We start from the raw sequence: 17,679 nt of genomic DNA, 5'->3' as shown, positions 1-17,679 counted from the left end.
GCCATTATCTATCAGTGATTCGTAATCAGGGCGTGCCCATCGCTCCGGACCCCGACGAGATATTCGATCGGGCGGTCGAGGAAGGCGAACGGCGACTCGATCAATCACTGCTCGAGCTGACGGCGACCAGCTTCATCGCGGGGTTCACCATCGTTTTCGGCATCGCAGCGCTGGGGGTCGTCGACGCGCTGGTCGAACCGCGGTTCGGCGACGTCGCGCACGTCGCGGGTGCGCTCGCCTTCGGCGTCGGCGTCGTCTTTCTGGTCGTCGGCCGAACGGAACTGTTCAACGAGAACTTCTTCGACCCGGCCGCGAAGGCGGTCGATGAGGACGGCTCATGGCTGTTCGGTCCGCTCCTTCGACTGTGGACCGTCACCCTCGTCGTCAATCTCGTCGGCGGGTTCCTCTTCGCGTTCGTCTTCGCCGTCGACGGCGTCCTCCCGTCGGGATCGGCGCACGCGCTCTCCCGGACCGCCGAAGGGATCGTCCACCGACCGATGCGGGGGATGTTCGCCAGCGCCATCATCGGCGGCGCGCTGGTGAGTCTCCTGTCGTACCTCCTCGAGGCCGTCAACACCGTGCGAAGCCGAATCACGATGGCTTACATCGTCGGGTTTCTGCTGGCCCTCGGTCCGTTCGACCACGTGATCGTCACCGCGATTCACGTGTTTTTTGGGTTCCTCTTCAGTGCCGGTATCGGGTACTGGGCGCTGGCCGAGACGATCGCCATCGCGACCGCAGGAAACCTCGTCGGGGGATTGGGGTTGGTCACGTTCACCCACGTCGCTCAAGTGCGGGGCGCGCGGGCTTCGAACGGGTCGGCCGAAACGTGACCGGCTACTGCGACGAACCGATCACTCCTCGTACGCGAGGTTCATGATCCACTGCGAGAAGGCGTCGCTGTTGGGGTCGACCTCCTCCTCGCCGATAAACGGCGAGAGCATGTCGCCGGCCATCAGGAGGGTGAAATCGAGGTCTCGAGCGGTCGGCGAGATGTAGTAGGTGTTGTGACCGTCGTAGACGGTCTCGTCGCGGTCGACGAGTTCCTTCTCGACGAGCGACTCGACGATTCGGCTGCCTTTGCGCGAGGAGACGTCCAGTTCCTTCCAGAAGTCGCTCTGGTGGATGCCGCCGGACTCGCGGACGAGTTCGAGCCCGGCCCGCTCGTCCTCGGTGAGTTCGGCTTCGGCCGCGGTAACGCTCACGGTGACCACCTCGCCGTGTGCGTCGCTACAGGCAGGAGTGCGTCCATACCCATACGAGATGGAGCGAGCCGCTTAAATGTGCCCTTCCCCTTCGAGCGCAGAGTCTTCGTCGGTCTCGCGGCCCCCGTAAGCCGGATCGGTCGCATCGTCGCCGGCGCTGACGGAGACGTCGTCGTAGCTCGTTCGACAGGGCGGCCCCGATGCGAAGGCGTACCGCGTCGTCTCCGGACCGAGCGCGATCAGCGACGACGATCGGGTCCCGAACCCGTCTCCGTGGATACAGACGCCGTACTCGTGGTCGCCGAGCACGTCGCCCGCCCGCTCGAGCCACGCCGCTACGCTCTCTCCGGACTCGGCCGCGAGCGCCGCTCGCACTGCGTTCGCGTTCGCCGCTTGCTCTCGGCCCGCGTCCGGTCGGATCGACGGCACGTCGACCGCGTCGTCGATGGCGACGTTGACGACGACGTGAACTCCCGGCTCGAACTCGGTCAGGGAGAGCGCGCCGTCCCACTCGTAACAGTACGCGTCCGCCGCGTCGGCGATGACGAGGTAGAAACCGTCGTACTCGTCGGCGTCGGTCGCCGCCTCGACGATCGATTTCGCGTCCGCGGCGGAGCGAGCCTCGAGCGCGTCGGCGACGAGCAGCCCTCGAGAGCGCTCGCCGGCGAGATCGGCGTCGGTCCACTTGTTCGTGACGCCGACGAAGACGCCGTACTCGTTGTAACCGATCCAGGTGCCGCCGGCCTCGGCGTCGCTCGGGGCGACGATCAGCGGCTCCTCACCGTAGACGGCGGGCGGCAGCGCCTCGCGCTCGAGCGCCTCGTCTCGGTTCGCGGCGACCGCGACCGGCGCGTCGTCGAAAACCTGCCAGGCGAGCGTGAGCGTACACACGGGTCGGCGTAGGGACGCCAGCGTCTTAACTTCGGCTCCGACGGGGCGCTCGCTTAATCGTCGTCGCTCACGTTGCGGCTCGTTCGCTGCTGGCGGACCGTCTGGGGACCCAGCCGACCCCGTTCCTCCTCCCGGACGTAGTCCCGGGCGACGACGTAACTGCCGTACAGGATGAGCAACAGGAACAGCGAGAACGGGAGCGCCATCGTCACCGAGAGCGACTCGATGGCGCTGAACTCCTCGAGCCGGAGCGACATCATCCCGAAGAGCGCGAGCAGCGCGCCCCACCACGCGCGGTTTCGCGGGTTCGGATTCTCGTCGCCCAGCGTGATGGCCGAGATCATGAACACCGCCGAGTCGAGGGAGGTGATGATGTAGCCGGCGATGATGAGGACGAACAGCACCGCGAGCACCGTGCCAAAGGGCGTGATCTCGAGCGCTCTCGCGACGGCTGCGGGATTGCCGGCCGAGGCCATCGCCGCCGCGACCGGTTCCTGGTAGCCCGGCGCGAGCACCCAGCCGCCGATGAGGCCGTGCTGGATCCACGTGAAGACCGTCGGGACCACGACGAGCACGGCGAACATCTCCCGGATGGTCCGCCCCTTCGAGACGCGGGCGACGAAGCTCCCGACGAAGATACTCCAGGCGGCCCACCAGGCCCACCAGAAGCCGGTCCAGTTGACCGCCCAGTTACCTTCGGCTCCCGGCGCGGTGTACAGCGTCAGCCGGAACAGATTGCTGAGCCAGACGCCCGTCGCGTCCAGGCTCAACTCGAGCATGTAGAGCGTCGGTCCGACCACCACGAGCAGGGCCATCGCGACGCCGATGAGCACCACCGTCGCTCGAGCCGCGTTGCGGATCCCTTTCCGGAGGCCCAGCCAGACGTCGGCGAGGAAGACGGTGCCGATCAGGGCGAACACCGCGTAGGTCAGGATCGTCGCGTCGAGTCCGAACACGCGACTGAGGATCGCGGACATCGTCTGTGCGCTGAAGCCGAGCGTCGTCGAGATGCCGCCGATCGTGGCGATCAGCGCCGCCAGATCGACCAGCCAATAGAGCCCGGGGATGCGGTCTTCGTCGACGACGCCGGTGAGCATCGAGCTGATTTTGTAGTCGCCGACGCCGTCCGTGTAGACCACGATCCCGAAGGCGATCGCGACGGGGAGATACCACATCGCCAGCCCCGGGAACACCTCGTGAATGAACATGAAGGCGAGCGCCATCGACTCGGCTGACGCGCCCTGGACGGGAGCGGGATCCGGCGGCGGATGCTGGACGATCGACACCGGTTCCGCGACGCCCCAGATGAGAACCGAGGCGCCGAACCCGACGGTGAACACCATCGACAGCCACGAAAAGAGGCCGAATTCCGGTTCGGCGTCGGGGCCGCCGATACGGAGCCGACCGTATCGCGAGACCGTGAAGGCGAAGACGGCGACGAGTAGAACGAACCCGAGGAGGATGAACCACCAGCCGAAGTAGGTGAGTATCCATCCCTTCGCGCCGGTGAGAGCGCTGCTCAGCAGCGACGGCCGGAGAAAGCCGAACCCGCCGAGCGAGAGCATCACGCCCATCGTTACGAAGAAGAGGGCCCGTTCCGCCCGCGACGCGTCCTCGAGGCCGAGGAGTTTCCCCGCGTTCATCGGTCGATACCCCCGAGAGCGTCGTCGAGACTGAGAACGCTGTCAACACGACAGCTGTTTGACCGCGTGATCTTCGGCCGCGTGATGTCACTACTCACAGTTTCGTGAGCTACCATCAGATGTGTCCCGAATCCCGCGGCTAAATACGGATATACTCTTTGTCTCGGGACCGTCTCCAGAGCCGTTACCACACTCGAGTGTGCCGTCTCGATACCGTCCTCCTCGGCGGAAACTGAGCGCCACTCCGTCACTCAGGCAATCGGGCGTCGCCCGACGACGGCCACCGCCGGAATCACGGCGATTCGGTCGCGTCGATGCCGTCCTCGAGGAGTCGATTCCTGACGGCGTCGCGGTCGACGGTCCCCGAGGCCGTCCGGGGAAGCCCGTCGGCGAACCCGATCGTCTTCGGTCGCTTGAACCCGGCGAGGCGTCCGTCGCAGTGAGCGAGTAGCGACCGCTCGAGCCGCCCGACCGAATCGGTCTCGGGGTCGGGGACGACGAGCGCCGCGACCCGTTCGCCCCACTCCTCGTCGGCGAGCCCGACGACCGCGGCGTCGTCGACGCGGGGATGCGATCGAAGCACTGCGACGACCTCGCCCGGATCGACGTTCTCGCCGCCGGTGACGATCCGGTCGCTACGGCGATTGAGGATCCACAGTCGACCGTCCGCGTCGCGATAGCCGACGTCGCCGGTGTGTAAGCCGCGCTCGCCGAACGCGGACGCGGTGTGGCCCTCGTCGAGATAGCCCGGCGTCACCGTCGGTCCCGACACGACGAGTTCCCCCTGCTCGTCGGGCCCGACCGGTGCGCCGCTCTCGTCGACGACGGAGACGTCGGTGAACAACAGCGGCTGTCCGACGGTTCCCTCGTGCGCGTCGATCTCCGTCGGCGTCGCCGTCGCGATCTGGGACGCCGTCTCGGTCATCCCGTAGGTCGGATGAACCGGAACGTTCACCGTCCGGCAGCGCTCGAGTAACTCGCTCGAGGCCGGCGCGCCGCCGAGCAGGACGAACCGCAGGGAGTCGGCCGGTTCCCAGCCGGCCTCGAGCAGGCGCTTGCACATCGTCGGGACGAGCGAGACGCCCGTGATATCGTACTCCTCGAGCACGCGCGCGGTCGATTCCGCGCCGAAGCCGCGCTGGATCACGACGGGCGTGCCGTACAGCGCCGACCGGAGGACCGGTGCCAGCCCGCCCATGTGGTACATCGGGAGACAGCACAGCCACCGATCCCCCGGCATCACGCCGAGTCGGAACGCGGAGGCGGTGGCGCTCGCGATCAGATTGCCGACCGTGAGCCGGACGCCCTTCGGCTCTCCGGACGTCCCGGAGGTGAACATGAGCAGCTGCGTGTCGTCGCGCTCGAGCGGGACCGGCTCGACCGATCGACTGTCGAGCCCGCGGTCGGTCTCAGCCGCGTCGCTCGACTCGGACGAGAGCAGCGATCCCGCCCGGTCGTCGGTCGATTCGTCGACCGACCGAACGTCGACCGACTCGGTTTCGGCCGCGATCTCGAGCGCCGCGGCTTCGGTGCCCCGCTCGCAGACGACGGCGGTGATATCGGTCCGCTCGGCTTTCGCGACGAGTTCGCCGGTCGTCTCGCGAACGTTGAGCGGGACGACGGTCGTTCCGGTCCGCATCGCGGCGAAAAAGAGGGTCGCGAAGGCCGGGCGCGCGTCCATGAGAACGCCGATTCGCCGGGAATCGCCTCGCGCAGCAACGTCTCGCTCGAGGACGGCCGACTCGAGAGCCGCCGCGGCGCGGTCGACGCGGCGATCGAAGTCGCGAAAACTCCACGCCGCGTCGGTCTCGACGTCGATCAGGGCCGTCCGCTGTGGCGTCGCGGCGACGCGGTGGGCGATCGGATCGCGCGTCGGCCAGTCGACTGGATCCGGAGTCATCGCTCGCTCCAGACGTCCGAGACGCCGAGTCCCTTCGCCTGCGGCACGACGGCCGATCCCTTCTCGAGTAACACGGGATCCCGTCCGAGATCCGCCGCGAGCAGTTCGCCGGTCGCGAGCCCGCAGGCCGGGACGTCGGGGATCGCGGCCGCGAGGTGAACGGCGCCCGTCCGCGCGACGACCCCGTCGATCGTCGTCGTTACCAGCGGCGTGGTATCGAGTTCGGTCAGCCAGGCCGCGACCTTGCGGGCGACGTCGATCCCGCCGAGCGCCATCGGCTTCAGGACGACGACGTCCGCCGCGTCGGCTTCGCAGATCGCGTCGACGCCGTGCTCGAGCAGCCCCTCGTCGAGCGCGATCGAGACGCCGCGGCTCATCGCCCGGAGGTCGGCGTGTCCCTCGAGCGCGCCGGCGGGCAGCGGCTGTTCGAGGATCGAAACCCCCAGCTCCGCGAAGGCGTCGAGCGCCGATTCGGCTTCCTCGTAGGTCCAGGCCTCGTTGGCGTCGGCTCGCAGTTCGACGTTCGAGCCGACGGCGTCGCGAACGCGACGAACGCGCTCGATATCGTCCTCGACGCTCCGGATCCCCACCTTCAACTTGCAGCAATCGAAGCCGCGATCGACCGCCCGACGCGCTTCGGACACCGTTTCCGCGGGGGAGCCGTCGCCGATCGTCGCGTTGACGGGAACCCGCCCCACCATCGGCCCCTGGCCGAGATAGCGGTACAGCGGTGTCGACTCGCGCGTCGCCTGCAGGTCCGCGAGCGCGAGCGAGAGCGCGTGCCTGGCCGCGACCTGCCGGTCGACGGTCTCGAGCGCCTCGCTCGGCCCGCCCGTCCGAAGCGCGTCCCGAGCGCGCTCGAGCGCCCGTTCGCAGTCCTCGAGGGACTCCGTCCACCCCTGCAGCGGCGCGGCTTCACCGTAGCCGACGGCGGATTCGGGCGGGACTTCGCCGCCGGTTCCGTTCCCATCGATATCGCTACTCTCGTCGACCAAGCGGACGAGAAATCCGTCCCGCGAGTCGATCGTCCCGTCGGCCGTCTGCAGCGGCTCGGCGAGGGGGAGCGAGAACGATCGGTACTCGAGCGCGAGGTCCTCGGGCTGACTCATAGGAACACCAGTCCCCCCGCGAAACAGATCGCGTACATCGCGAGCAGTTTGCCGGTCCCCTCGAGCGCGGGGTTGAGCGCCTCGCCGTCGGTTCGCGTACAGACGGTTCGGGTGACCATCGCGGCGTAGGGCAGCGTGACGAGCGGGAGCAATACGCCGGGCCCGAAGCCGGCTGCGAGCCAGAACCAGACCGGGACCGCGTAGGCGAGGGCGAGCATGGCGACGTACTCGAGGCGGCTCCACCGGTAGCCGAGGCGGACCGCGAGCGTCCGTTTGCCGGTCTCGGCGTCGGTCTCCAGATCGCGGACGTTGTTCACGACGAGGATAGCCGTCGAGATCCCGGCGACGGGCAGGCTCGCTGCGACGGCTTCGAGCGGTATCGTTCCGTCGGGGATCGTCGTCGCCAGCGGCTCCGCGAGGACGGCCGCGGCCTGGACGTAGTAGGTCCCGGTCACGGCGACGAGGCCGAAGAAGACGAACACGAAGAGGTCGCCCAGTCCGTGATAGCCCAGCGGGTAGGGGCCGCCGGTGTATGCCCAGCCGCAGAAAACGCTCACGAGCCCGATCACGAGGATCGGGAGCCCGCCGACGTAGACGAGGTAGGTCCCGGTGAGGATCGCCAGCCCGAACGTCACGACGGTCGCGAGCTTGACCTGCTCGGGAGAGATGAGCCCCGACTGCGTTACTCGAGTGAAGCCCTCGCGATCCGCCGTGTCGGCGCCCTTGACCGCGTCGTAGTAGTCGTTCGCGAAATTCGTCCCGACCTGTATCAGCGCCGACCCGACGAACGCCATCACCGCCGGCAACAGCGCGAACACCCCCTCGTCGGCTGCCAGCCCCGTCCCCACGATGATCGGGGCTGCAGCCGCGGGCAAGGTCTGGGGGCGGGCTGCCATCAGCCACGCCTTCGTCCGTGATATCTCGACCTCGGCCGAACTCATGAATCGAGTGTCCCACTCGAGAGAGTGTCAACGTTGGCATTGCGAGCCGACCGACGCCCTGTCGACAGTGAAATTACGGCTCGGGAACCACCAGCTCGAGCGGCTCCATCTCGCCGAACGCGGTCTCGTATCCCTGGTGTCGCGCCGTTTGCGGCGGTGATTCGATCGTGAGCGTCACCGAGTCGCCCGGTCGTGCGTCCGCGAGGGACGCTCCGTAGTGGAACCCGAACTCGCTATCGAGCGTTCCTGAAAGCTCGAGCGGGGTGTCGACGGCTGGTTCCCCATCCCGTTGGACCCCGGCGCGCAGCGACATGTTCGTGAGCGGCACGCGGTTGTACGGCGTCCGCGGCGAGACGAGCAGGTACCGGTCGTCGCCGTTTGCTAGTCGCGAACCGGACTCGAGCAGCGTGACGACGAACGCCGCATCGCCGCTCATCGGTCCCTCGTCGCCCGAGTCCGTCCCGGCGTCCGCGTCCGGGTCGAGCAACTGGGTTCCGGGGTAGTCGTCGGCGGGCGACAGTGCGGAGTACGGAACCTCGGAGTGCGTTCCCTCCGTTTCTCCGCCGCTATCGGTGGTCATGGGCTCGAGCGCACCCCGCTGGCCCCAGCGCTCTCGGTCGAGGAGGTCGATGCCGTCGACGACCTCCTCGCGGAAGGTCGCGTCGTAGGTGAATTCGAACGTTACCGTCTCGGTCTCGCCGAAGCGTCCCGCGAACGTACCGGTTCGCCGCATCGAAACGGGCGGCAGGTCGACCCTGACGGCGTAGGTGCCATCGCTCGGGAGGGAGACGTTGTCCCCGAAGTGGAGCCCCATCTCTTGGGAGAGCATGGGCCACAGCGACGATCGTCGGCGCCAGTCGTCCTCGCCGGCGATCGTCACTTGGGGCGTGCTGTCGACGGGAAGGACGCGCTCTGTCGCCGGGTCCCAGACGACAATCATCAGGTGGACCCCGCGGCTGCCGCCGGGTTCGACGAGTTGGTGATCGGTTCCGGTGACGAGCCAGAACGGGTGGGGATACGTGAGCAAAGGTGCCAGCGCGTAGTCGCCGGTCCGCACCGGCTCGAGGACTCGCATCGATTTCCGGTGGCCGGGGAGATAGACCGCGTCCGGCGGATTCTCGATCATCGGAATCGGCGCGGCTCCCGCGGCATCGTCGCCATCGCGTTCGGCTCCGGTTTCGCGGTCGCCGCTGCTCTCGTTACCCTCGTCCGTCCCGCTACCCGGCGCTGTACAGCCAGCAACGGTGAGCGTCGCCGGGAGGACGGCCGTCCGCCGGAGGTACGTTCGCCGATTCATAGCCGAGTTACTCGAGCGGTGAACATCGGAAACTCAGTTGCTCAGTAGTGCCACGGGTAGTCGTCGAAATCGGGGTCGCGACCCTCGACGAAGGCGTCCCGTCCCTCCGCGGCCTCGTCGGTCATGTAGCCCAGCCGCGTGGCCTCGCCCGCGAAGACCTGCTGGCCGACCATTCCGTCGTCGGTCATGTTAAAGGCGTACTTGAGCATCCGCATCGCCGTCGGACTCTTGGAATTGATACGCTCGCCCCACTCGAGTGCGGTCGCCTCGAGTTCGTCGTGGGGCACCGCTTCGTTGACCATGCCCATCTCCGCGGCCTCCTCGGCGTCGTAGGTCTTCCCGAGAAAGAACACCTCGCGGGCCTTCTTCTGGCCGATCTGTTTGGCGAGGTACGCCGAGCCGAAGCCGGCGTCGTAGCTCGCCACGTCGGGGTCGGTCTGGAGAAACTTCGCGTGCTCCGCGCTCGCGAGCGTGAGGTCGCAGACGACGTGCAGCGAGTGGCCGCCGCCGACGGCCCACCCCGGCACCACGGCGACGACCACCTTCGGAACGTGACGAATCAGGCGCTGGACCTCGAGAATGTGGAGACGTCCCTGTTCGGACGCGCGTTCCTCGTCTCCCTCGTACTGATACCCGTCTTCCCCGCGGATCGTCTGGTCGCCGCCGGAACAGAACGCCCAGCCGCCGTCTTTCGACGACGGACCGTTGCCGGTCAGGAGGATACAGCCCACGTCGGTCTGGCGCTTGGCGTGATCCAAGGCGTCGTACAGCTCGTCGACGGTCCCCGGTCGAAAGGCGTTGCGAACGTCGGGTCGGTCGAACGCGATCCGAACCGTGCCGGAGTCGACCGCTCGGTGGTACGTGATGTCCTCGAACTCGTCGTTCAGATCGGCGACAGGCTCCCACTGCTCCGGATCGAAGAGTTCCGAAACCATTTGCTCGAGTGTGGTGTGCGGGACGTGAAATAGGTTCTCGTCGCGATTCGACCGATTTGATATAGCAGCATATGGTTTAGATGGTGGATGCGGACCGAATGTTCGCTCCAGCGAGTATTGGGTACTGGCGCGATCACCCTTTGGGAGTGACACTCATCTAGCCCGAGTGGTTTTTTATCCGGCCGCCGAACCGCTCACGCGATGGGCGAGTCGTACTACGAAATACTCGAGGTCGGGTCCGATGCCACTCGAGACGAAATCGAGTCGGCCTACCGAGAGCGCGTCCTCGAGACGCATCCGGATCACTCCGACGACCCCGATGCGTCCGAGCGATTCCAGCGGGTCACGACCGCGAAGTCGGTGCTCACGGACGGCACGGAGCGCGCACGCTACGATCGCCTCGGCCACGACGCGTACGTCAGTCTCGCGCGAGGACCTGCCGGCGGGGAACGCTCGAGCGGCGACGACGCGAACGCTGCAGCCGACTCGAGCGGCGCGGACACGAGCGGTTCCGCGACCGACAACGGCGCGACTACGGCTGGCCGACGGAAATCGGATCGCTCGAGCGGAGCCCGAACGAACCGGCGGACCCGAAGCGGGACCGGTGGCGTCAACGGCGCTCGAGCGGGGAACCATCACGCGCGCCAGCGGAGCAATCGGCAACGCCGACGGAAAAAGCGACGAGCGACGGGCGAGTGGCCATTCGACGGTGACCGATCGGACGCCAGCGGCACCTCGAATCCGGGGCCCGCGGGGCCCGGGGGCGCGGCGGACGCCGACGGCGACGGTGGGAACGGGTTCCGCTACGCCGTCCACGACTGGGACGGCGCGGTCGATCTCGAGTGGGAGGGACCGCCGATAGACGGGACGACGGCGGTTTCGGTGGGATCGATCGCCGTCCTGTACCCGATGCTCGTCGTCGCGAGTCTCACACCGCTGTTTTCGCTGCCGGTGAACGCGATCGTTGCCGCGTGCACGCTCTTGTTGGTCGGTTACCTGCTCACGATGCCTCGAGTCGCGATGGTGACGTTCGGCGTCTGGAGCGTCCTCTTTCCGGCCGGGATGGCGGGGTTTTCGCTGGTCGATCCGCTCTCCCTCTTCGGCTTGCTGGCGCTCGGCTTCGCCTGGATCCCCTTTGGCTACGCCGTCGCCCTCTGGTGGGCCCTCCGGCCATGAAAGTTGAGGGTATTTGTATGGACGCTGCTCATGTGAGGAGATACGTTTGTGCGTGATAGCAAGAACAGAGGGATGAGTGTCCTGCTCCGTGGGCACAGGGGATTTCCACACCCTCCCCAGCCGATTCGTTCGCTGCGCTCACTCATCCCTCGCACAATGTCATCGATCGTCCTCACTATCGTTCGGACGAGCGATAGCGCGCGCCACCGCATGCCGGTACTAGGTGAGAACGAGGCCCGAAATCAGTCCGAACCGTCGATAGCGTCCCCCTCGAGCGCGCTCGCGACCGCGTCCGTAACCCGCTCCGCGAGCGCGTCGCGCCGCCGGTGGTTCGCGTCGGAATCGAATTCGACCGCGAGTACCTGCGTCCCCGCGGCCTCGATCGATCGGCGGTAGGCGGCCGCGAAGTCCGCGGGAGCCACGCGCTCGAACTCGAGGCCGTACGTTTCGCAGAGCGCGTCGAACTCGAGGTCGTGGGGCGTTTTGAACTGCCGCGTGAAGGGGGGATCGAACTCCTCGATCGGGAGTTTGTGGAAGATACCGCCGCCGTCGTTGTCCAGCAGCACGATCGTCGCGTCCACGTCGCAGCGATCGACCGCGAGCAATCCGTTCGAATCGTGATAGAAGGCGAGATCGCCGGTGACGAGCACGAGCGGATCGTCGGTCGCGCTGCCGGCACCGAGCGCCGTGCTCGTGATCCCGTCGATCCCGCTCGCGCCGCGGTTCCCGAGCACCGTCAGGTCGGCCGCTCGCGGCCGGCCGAACCGGTCGGCGTCCCGGATCGGCATGCTGTTCGAGACGAAGACCGTCGCCGGGTCCGGCGCGTTCGAAAAGACGGACGCGAGGATCGCGCCCTCGAACGGCGCCGACTCGAGCGCGCTCGCGGTCAGCGCCTCGTCTCGGATCTCCCAGTGGCGGCGTTCGGCAATATTGAACCGGACGCGCCAGTCGCGGTCGACCGTCGCGCTCGTCGCCGAATCGGTGTGCTCGCCCTCGGTGCGTTCCGCGACCGTCTCGAGCAGCCCGTCGACGACGGCCCCGGGATCGGCCGCCAGCAGGTCCGTCGCGGTGAACGTCGCCTCGCGCCACGCGCCCGCGGGATCGATCAGGAACTGCCGGGCGTCGGCGTCCCGAAGCCAGTGTCGAAGCGGTTTCGACGTCGGGGAGGCCCCGAACCGGAGGACGACGTCCGGAGACGGCAACTCGTCGACGTAGGCGTCGTAGCCGCCGTAGATCGAGCTCTGCCCCTCGCCGTTCTCATCTCCGCCCGTCGACCCGACGTGCGGGCCGAACCGAAGCCCCGAGAGCGGATCCGCGAGGAGTGGCGCACCGAACCGGTCGGCGAGGTCGGTGACCGCTGCGGGCTCGAGGTCGGCGAGATCGGCCGGATCGGCGGGTCCCGCGACGAACAGCGGCCGATCGGCCGCCTCGAGCGCACCCAGCAGCCGTCGGTGGTCGTCGGCCGCGAGCGTTCGCGTCCCGCCGGTCGTTTCGACGAACGGTCCGTCTCGTCCCGTTCCAGCCGGCGTCTCGGCGAACGACTCCGGGACGTCACCGGGCACGTCGATCGGCTCGAGGGGCTTTCGGAACGGACAGTTGAGGTGAACCGGACCCGGCGAGACGCCGGTCGTTTCGGCGAGCGCTCGAGCGGCGGTCGTCCGGAGGCTCCGAACTTTGCGCTCGTCGGCCTCGGGATCCGGAAGCTCCGCGTACCAGCGGATCGCGTCGCCGTACAGTTTGACCTGATCGACCGTCTGGTTCGCCCCGCTATCCCGGAGTTCGTGGGGGCGGTCGGCCGTCAGGACGAGCAGCGGGACGCGCGCCCGATCGGCCTCCATCACGGCCGGGTGGAAGTTCGCGGCCGCCGTTCCCGAGGTACAGACGAGCGCCGTCGGCTCGCCGGTCCGCCGTGCGCGGCCGAGCGCGAAGTAGGCCGCCGAGCGCTCGTCCACGTGCGAGTAGACGTCGATAGCGGGGTGCTCGGCGAAGGCGACCGTCAGCGGCGTCGATCGACTGCCGGGCGCGAGACAGACGGCCTCGAGGCCGCTCTTTGCGAGTTCGTCGGCGAGGACGCGACCCCAGAGGGTCGCGCGATTGGGTGCGGTCATTGTGGTACAGGTACTACCGTAATTCGTCGAGGATCGGCCGGAACTTCAGCTGTACTTCGTCCCACTCGTCATCGGGATCGCTGTCGGCGACGATTCCGTTCCCCGCGAACAGCGTCACCGTCTCGTCGCTCGCGACGCCGGAGCGAAGCGCGACCGCGAACTCGCCGTCGCCGGCGGCGTCGAACCAGCCGACCGGCGCGGCGTACCAGCCCCGGTCGAACGGCTCCGCGTCGCGGATCGTCTCCCAGGCCGCGTCGGGCGGAACGCCGCCGACCGCGGGCGTCGGGTGAAGCGCCTCGACGATCTCGAGAACGTGACGATCGCCCTCGAGCGTCGCCTCGATCGGCGTCTGCAGGTGCTGGATGGTCGCCAATCGACGAATCGTCTGCTCGCGGACGGTGAGCTCTCGCGTGAACGGAGCGAGCTGTTCGCGGATCGCGTCGACGACGAGCCCGTGTTCGTGCTGGAACTTCGCGTCGGCCCGCATCCGTTCGACGTGCGTTTCGTCTTCGGCCGGCGTCTCGCCTCGGGGGACCGAGCCGGCCAGCGCCTCCGTCTCGACGCGGTCGCCGCGTTTCGAAACGAGACGCTCCGGCGGCGCACCGAAGAACGTGCCGCCGACGTCGTGACCGACCAGAAATCGGTAACAGTTGGGGTACTGGCGACCCAACCGCTCGAGCGTCGCGGGAACGTCGATCGGCCCCTCGAGGTCGACCGAAAGGGCCTGCGCGAGGACGACTTTTCCGAGCCGTCCCGCAGCGATTCGCTCGAGGGCGGTTTCGACCTGCGCGGTCCACTCCGCCGGCGAGGTGGTGCGCCGCGTTCCGGCGACGCCGGGTGGCGAAACGCTCGGTCGCATCCTCGGTAGGGCGGTCAGGCGGTCGTGCCAGCGCTCGAGGCGGTCCTCGACCTCGTCGGCTCGACTTCCGACGGCCGTCAACCACGTCTCGTCGTCCGTGCGGGTCACGAGGACCTGCGGAACGACGAACGAGGCGGCGTCGAAGCCGGTCCAGGGGGCGGCCGACTCGTGGCCGTCGTGAAACGAGAATCCGCCGAACGCCCGCGGTCGGGCCGCCGCGGGCCCGTCGTGCGTGAGCCGGTCGAACGCTCGGCTCGCCTGCGATCGAATTCGATCGAACCTGTCGGCACCGTCCGCGCGAAACCGAACGGCGACACCTCGACCGACGAGTTCCAGACCGTCGGGATCGGCCCACTGGATGCGCGAATCTACGTTCCCGTCGAGAATAGAACTGACGGAAACACTTCCCAGGTCGCGACTGCGGCTGACGAGTTCGACGGCGCCGTCCGCCGACTCGGTCCCACCAGCCAGTCGACCCTCGCCCGACGATCGATCCATCGACACCACGTCGGGACCGCCCCGCCTTCAGCCTAACTATTTGCCGACCGATCGCGAAACGAGTCCCCTTCGAAGTTCGCGACGGAAGCGACGCTAGCTGTACCGCTCTTCTTGCCACGGGTCCGCGGTCCGGGAGTACCCCCGGCGCTCCCAGTATCCGCGCTGGGGCTCCGTGAGGAATTCGACGCCGTCGACCCACTTCGCGCCCTTGTAGGCGTACTTGTGGGGCGTAACCACCCGGAGCGGGCCGCCGTGATCGTCGGGGAGCGATTCGCCGTCGAACGCCCACGTGAACAAGACCTCATCGCGCATGCAGTCCTCGAGCGGGAGATCGGTCGTGTAATCGTCCAGCGCCGAGAACATGACGTGGACCGCGTCGTCGTGGACACCGGCTCGGGCGGCGATCTCGGGGAACGAAACGCCGGTGAACTCGCAGTCGAACTTACTCCAGCCGGTCACGCAGTGAAAATCCTGCCGTTGCGTGACCGTCGGTAACGCTCGAAACTCGTCCCACGAAAACGTCAGTTCCTCGTCGACCGCGCCGGTGACGGTGAACTCCCACGTCTCGGGATCCCAGTCGGGGGTACTACTCTTCGAGAGAACGGGAAACGCGGACGTCTCGCGCTGTCCCGGCGGCAGTCGATCGTCGCCGAACTCCTGATAGATGTCAGTCGCGTCCGTCGGATCCATACTCGTTCGTGCGCCCCGATAGACGTAGATCTGACGCCATCACCTGAGACGGGCTGCTCTACCTGTTGCCCGATACGGTCTGCTTTACCTGTTACCTGAGACGGTCTGTCGTATCCGCGTCTCGGTGGACCCGCCTGCAGGTCGCGGGTGCGCCGAAACTGACCGACAGCACTCCGAATGGGCATCGCGTTCGATTCGGTCCGATCGGTAGCTCTGACTCGAGTCCCTGGCACGAGAGTCCCGGATGGACACTGAGACACGAGTCCCGCCGCGACCGAGACGGTCGCCCCGGAGCAATCCCAAATTGGCAAGCGGGGACCGGGACGACAACTGGTCGAAACGATACGACTACGGATGCAACTCGGGGGTTACCGTCGAAACCCTCGTCATCCCTTAGTACGGTCTCGGCGACGGCTATCAATGCATGGCGAGCAAACAACAGCTAACGGAACGGGAACTGTCCGGACAGGAACCAGAAGAGATCGGCCAACAGGCGATGGGCCCCGCGGTCGTCGCGTCGGCCGCGTCGGTCGGCCTCTCGCTGTACTACTTCTTCTTCCGCGGAAAGCGCCAGCTCGGCGCGTTCGTCGGCCTCTGGCCGCCGACGATCCTCGCGTTCGCGAGTTACTTCAACCAGCGGAAGATGAGCCAGCAACTCGAGACGCTGACCCAGCCGGGGACCAAACTGAAAAACGCGTTCGATTCGATGATGGGCAATCGCTAGGGCGACCCAACCAGCGACGCCGACTCCCGCCCCGTCCGTACCCCGCGCGACGGCTTCGGCATTCCTTTATCGGGACTATCGTTCCGGGGAGACGGATCGTTTGCTTCCGAGCGATGTGGACTCCCCGTCAAACCTAAATACCCCCTCGCCGAAAGCCGAATCAGATGCCGAAAGTAGAGATCACCATACCGGAGCACCTCGAGATGCAGATCGCCCAGATGGTCGAACGCGGCGAGTTCGTCAACCGCGAGGAGGCGATCGAGGACCTCCTTTCGACGGGCATCAAGGCATACAAGACCAGTGGACCCTCGGACGAAGACGAGGGCGCAGGAACCGGATTCGAAGACGACGGCATGATGGGCCACGACGACGAGTACGTCTTCTAGCGTATATTCAGACCGCGAGCAACGGAATTCCGAAGGCGATCGCTGCGCCGACCAGTGCGACGAGAGCACCGATGAAGACGGCTCGGGACGAGTAATCGCTCATCGGTGCGGTCGTCCGGTCGGCGTCGAGATCGTGACCGACGTCGGCGCCCGAATCGTCATTCTCGGGGGGTTCGGTGTCGTCTGCCATACGCGTCCCTTCTCGACTCGATCACTTAAGGACACCTACACCGATCGTCCGCGGTGGGAGCCGGCGGCCGGTCGTCTGGGGCAGAAGTCCGGACCCGTCCCTCGAGTCGGTGACCGGGATCGACCGGCCCGACAGCGCGTCATCGCGCGCGATCGATCCAGACCCCTTTACTACCCGGAGCGCGAATCGTACGGTAGTTACCACATGGTCCTGACCAAGCGAGTCATCCCGTGTATCGACGTGGACCTCGACGACGACGGGAACCCGGCGGTCTACACCGGCGTCAACTTCGAGGATCTGAAATACACCGGCGATCCGGTCGAGATGGCCCGCGCGTACAATCGCGCGGGTGCGGACGAGTTCGTCTTCCTCGACATCACCGCCTCCGCCGAGGGCCGCGAGACGATGCTCGACGTCGTCGAGCGCGTCGCCGACGAGGTCTTCATTCCCCTCACGGTCGGCGGCGGCATCCGTACCACCGATGATATCAAGGAAACGCTCCGGGCCGGCGCGGACAAGGTCTCGATCACCACCGGCGCGCTCGAGCGGCCCGAACTCATCAACGAGGGCGCGAGAGCGTTCGGCAACCAGTGTATCGTCATCAGCGTCGACGCCAGGCGGCGGTTCGACGAGGGGGGCGAACACTACGTCGAGATCGACGGCGAATCCTGCTGGTTCGAGTGTACGAAGAAAGGCGGGCGCGAGGGGACCGGGATCGACGTCCTCGAGTGGGCCGCAGAAGCCGAATCGCGCGGCGCCGGCGAGCTATTCGTCAACTCGATCGACAAGGACGGCACCAAGGACGGCTACGACCTGCCGCTGACGACTGCCGTCAGCGAGACCGTGGACACGCCGGTTATCGCCTCTTCGGGCTGTGGCGGTCCCGAGGACATGTACGACGTGTTCACCGAGGCCGGTGCGGACGCGGGACTCGCGGCGTCGATCTTCCACTTCGACGAGTACTCGATCGAGGAGACGAAGGCCTACCTCGACGAACACGGCGTCCCCGTTCGTCTCTGAAATTCACGGCATCTCCGTTCACCGCTGAAGTCACTGCTTAGTACGAGTCGTCCGAGAATCGGCGAGCGTTCCGTCGCCCTTCCAATACGTTTATTTCGCCGCGGTCC

Annotated in this window: 17 protein-coding genes; 5 read left to right on the top strand and 12 right to left on the bottom strand. The window is 67.0% G+C overall.

What is annotated here, in order from left to right; all coding sequences use genetic code 11:
* Positions 1–32: 32 nt before the first annotated feature.
* Positions 33–833: a formate/nitrite transporter family protein gene (locus AC0QDI_RS24240; RefSeq protein ID WP_474672617.1), complete on the top strand. Its 801-nt coding sequence runs from the start codon at positions 33–35 to the stop codon at positions 831–833.
* 21 nt (positions 834–854) lie between these two features.
* Here AC0QDI_RS24240 and AC0QDI_RS24235 read toward each other — a convergent pair whose 3' ends face one another.
* The 8 genes from AC0QDI_RS24235 to AC0QDI_RS24200 all read right to left on the bottom strand — a co-directional run bounded on the left by AC0QDI_RS24235 (position 855) and on the right by AC0QDI_RS24200 (position 9,921).
* Positions 855–1,205 carry a helix-turn-helix transcriptional regulator gene (locus tag AC0QDI_RS24235; RefSeq protein ID WP_474672615.1) on the bottom strand — a complete coding sequence of 117 codons (351 nt, stop codon included), beginning with the start codon at positions 1,203–1,205 and terminating at the stop codon, positions 855–857.
* Between the two features lie 72 nt (positions 1,206–1,277).
* A complete protein-coding gene (locus AC0QDI_RS24230; protein ID WP_474672613.1) occupies positions 1,278–2,096 on the bottom strand; it encodes an NRDE family protein in 819 nt (272 codons plus the stop codon).
* 53 nt (positions 2,097–2,149) lie between these two features.
* Positions 2,150–3,739, bottom strand: coding sequence for a BCCT family transporter (locus tag AC0QDI_RS24225; RefSeq protein ID WP_474672611.1), 1,590 nt, complete (start codon positions 3,737–3,739; stop codon positions 2,150–2,152).
* A 292-nt stretch (positions 3,740–4,031) separates the two neighbouring features.
* Positions 4,032–5,639, bottom strand: coding sequence for a class I adenylate-forming enzyme family protein (locus AC0QDI_RS24220; protein WP_474672609.1), 1,608 nt, complete (start codon positions 5,637–5,639; stop codon positions 4,032–4,034).
* Positions 5,636–6,748 (bottom strand): mandelate racemase/muconate lactonizing enzyme family protein, encoded by a 1,113-nt coding sequence (locus AC0QDI_RS24215; protein WP_474672607.1) that lies wholly within the window; start codon positions 6,746–6,748, stop codon positions 5,636–5,638. Before AC0QDI_RS24215 ends, AC0QDI_RS24220 begins: the two co-directional genes overlap by 4 nt.
* Positions 6,745–7,689 (bottom strand): 1,4-dihydroxy-2-naphthoate polyprenyltransferase, encoded by a 945-nt coding sequence (locus AC0QDI_RS24210; RefSeq protein ID WP_474672605.1) that lies wholly within the window; start codon positions 7,687–7,689, stop codon positions 6,745–6,747. The genes AC0QDI_RS24215 and AC0QDI_RS24210 overlap by 4 nt, the downstream gene beginning before the upstream one ends.
* Positions 7,690–7,762: 73 nt before the next feature.
* Entirely contained in the window at positions 7,763–8,986 is a 1,224-nt protein-coding gene (locus tag AC0QDI_RS24205; RefSeq protein ID WP_474672603.1) for a DUF7350 domain-containing protein, read from the bottom strand.
* A 41-nt stretch (positions 8,987–9,027) separates the two neighbouring features.
* Positions 9,028–9,921: a 1,4-dihydroxy-2-naphthoyl-CoA synthase gene (locus AC0QDI_RS24200; RefSeq protein ID WP_474672601.1), complete on the bottom strand. Its 894-nt coding sequence runs from the start codon at positions 9,919–9,921 to the stop codon at positions 9,028–9,030.
* A 201-nt stretch (positions 9,922–10,122) separates the two neighbouring features.
* Here AC0QDI_RS24200 and AC0QDI_RS24195 point away from each other — a divergent pair, with 201 nt between their 5' ends.
* Complete coding sequence (locus tag AC0QDI_RS24195; protein ID WP_474672599.1) at positions 10,123–11,097, top strand: J domain-containing protein; 975 nt, start codon at positions 10,123–10,125, stop codon at positions 11,095–11,097.
* A gap of 242 nt (positions 11,098–11,339) precedes the next feature.
* Here AC0QDI_RS24195 and menD read toward each other — a convergent pair whose 3' ends face one another.
* The 3 genes from menD to AC0QDI_RS24180 form a co-directional block, all read right to left on the bottom strand.
* Positions 11,340–13,205, bottom strand: coding sequence for a 2-succinyl-5-enolpyruvyl-6-hydroxy-3-cyclohexene-1-carboxylic-acid synthase (gene menD, locus AC0QDI_RS24190; protein WP_474672597.1), 1,866 nt, complete (start codon positions 13,203–13,205; stop codon positions 11,340–11,342).
* A gap of 13 nt (positions 13,206–13,218) precedes the next feature.
* Entirely contained in the window at positions 13,219–14,562 is a 1,344-nt protein-coding gene (locus AC0QDI_RS24185; RefSeq protein ID WP_474672595.1) for an isochorismate synthase, read from the bottom strand.
* Positions 14,563–14,655: 93 nt separating this feature from the next.
* Positions 14,656–15,252, bottom strand: a complete 597-nt coding sequence (locus tag AC0QDI_RS24180; protein ID WP_474672593.1) for a sulfite oxidase-like oxidoreductase — start codon at positions 15,250–15,252, stop codon at positions 14,656–14,658.
* Between the two features lie 424 nt (positions 15,253–15,676).
* On the opposite strand from AC0QDI_RS24180, the gene AC0QDI_RS24175 reads away from it, so the two are divergent.
* Positions 15,677–15,976, top strand: a complete 300-nt coding sequence (locus tag AC0QDI_RS24175) for a hypothetical protein (protein ID WP_226041508.1) — start codon at positions 15,677–15,679, stop codon at positions 15,974–15,976.
* Positions 15,977–16,140: 164 nt separating this feature from the next.
* Positions 16,141–16,362: a ribbon-helix-helix domain-containing protein gene (locus tag AC0QDI_RS24170; protein WP_098727151.1), complete on the top strand. Its 222-nt coding sequence runs from the start codon at positions 16,141–16,143 to the stop codon at positions 16,360–16,362.
* 7 nt (positions 16,363–16,369) lie between these two features.
* Here the strand turns inward: AC0QDI_RS24170 and AC0QDI_RS24165 are convergent, their stop codons facing one another.
* Positions 16,370–16,552, bottom strand: a complete 183-nt coding sequence (locus tag AC0QDI_RS24165; protein WP_474672591.1) for a DUF7550 family protein — start codon at positions 16,550–16,552, stop codon at positions 16,370–16,372.
* A gap of 204 nt (positions 16,553–16,756) precedes the next feature.
* Between AC0QDI_RS24165 and hisF the strand changes: the two genes are divergently transcribed.
* Positions 16,757–17,572: an imidazole glycerol phosphate synthase subunit HisF gene (gene hisF / locus AC0QDI_RS24160; protein WP_474672589.1), complete on the top strand. Its 816-nt coding sequence runs from the start codon at positions 16,757–16,759 to the stop codon at positions 17,570–17,572.
* Positions 17,573–17,679: the final 107 nt, after the last annotated feature.

The sequence above is a fragment of the Natrinema sp. LJW11 genome, assembly GCF_056135975.1.
This window is presented reverse-complemented; position numbering and strand designations above follow the sequence as displayed.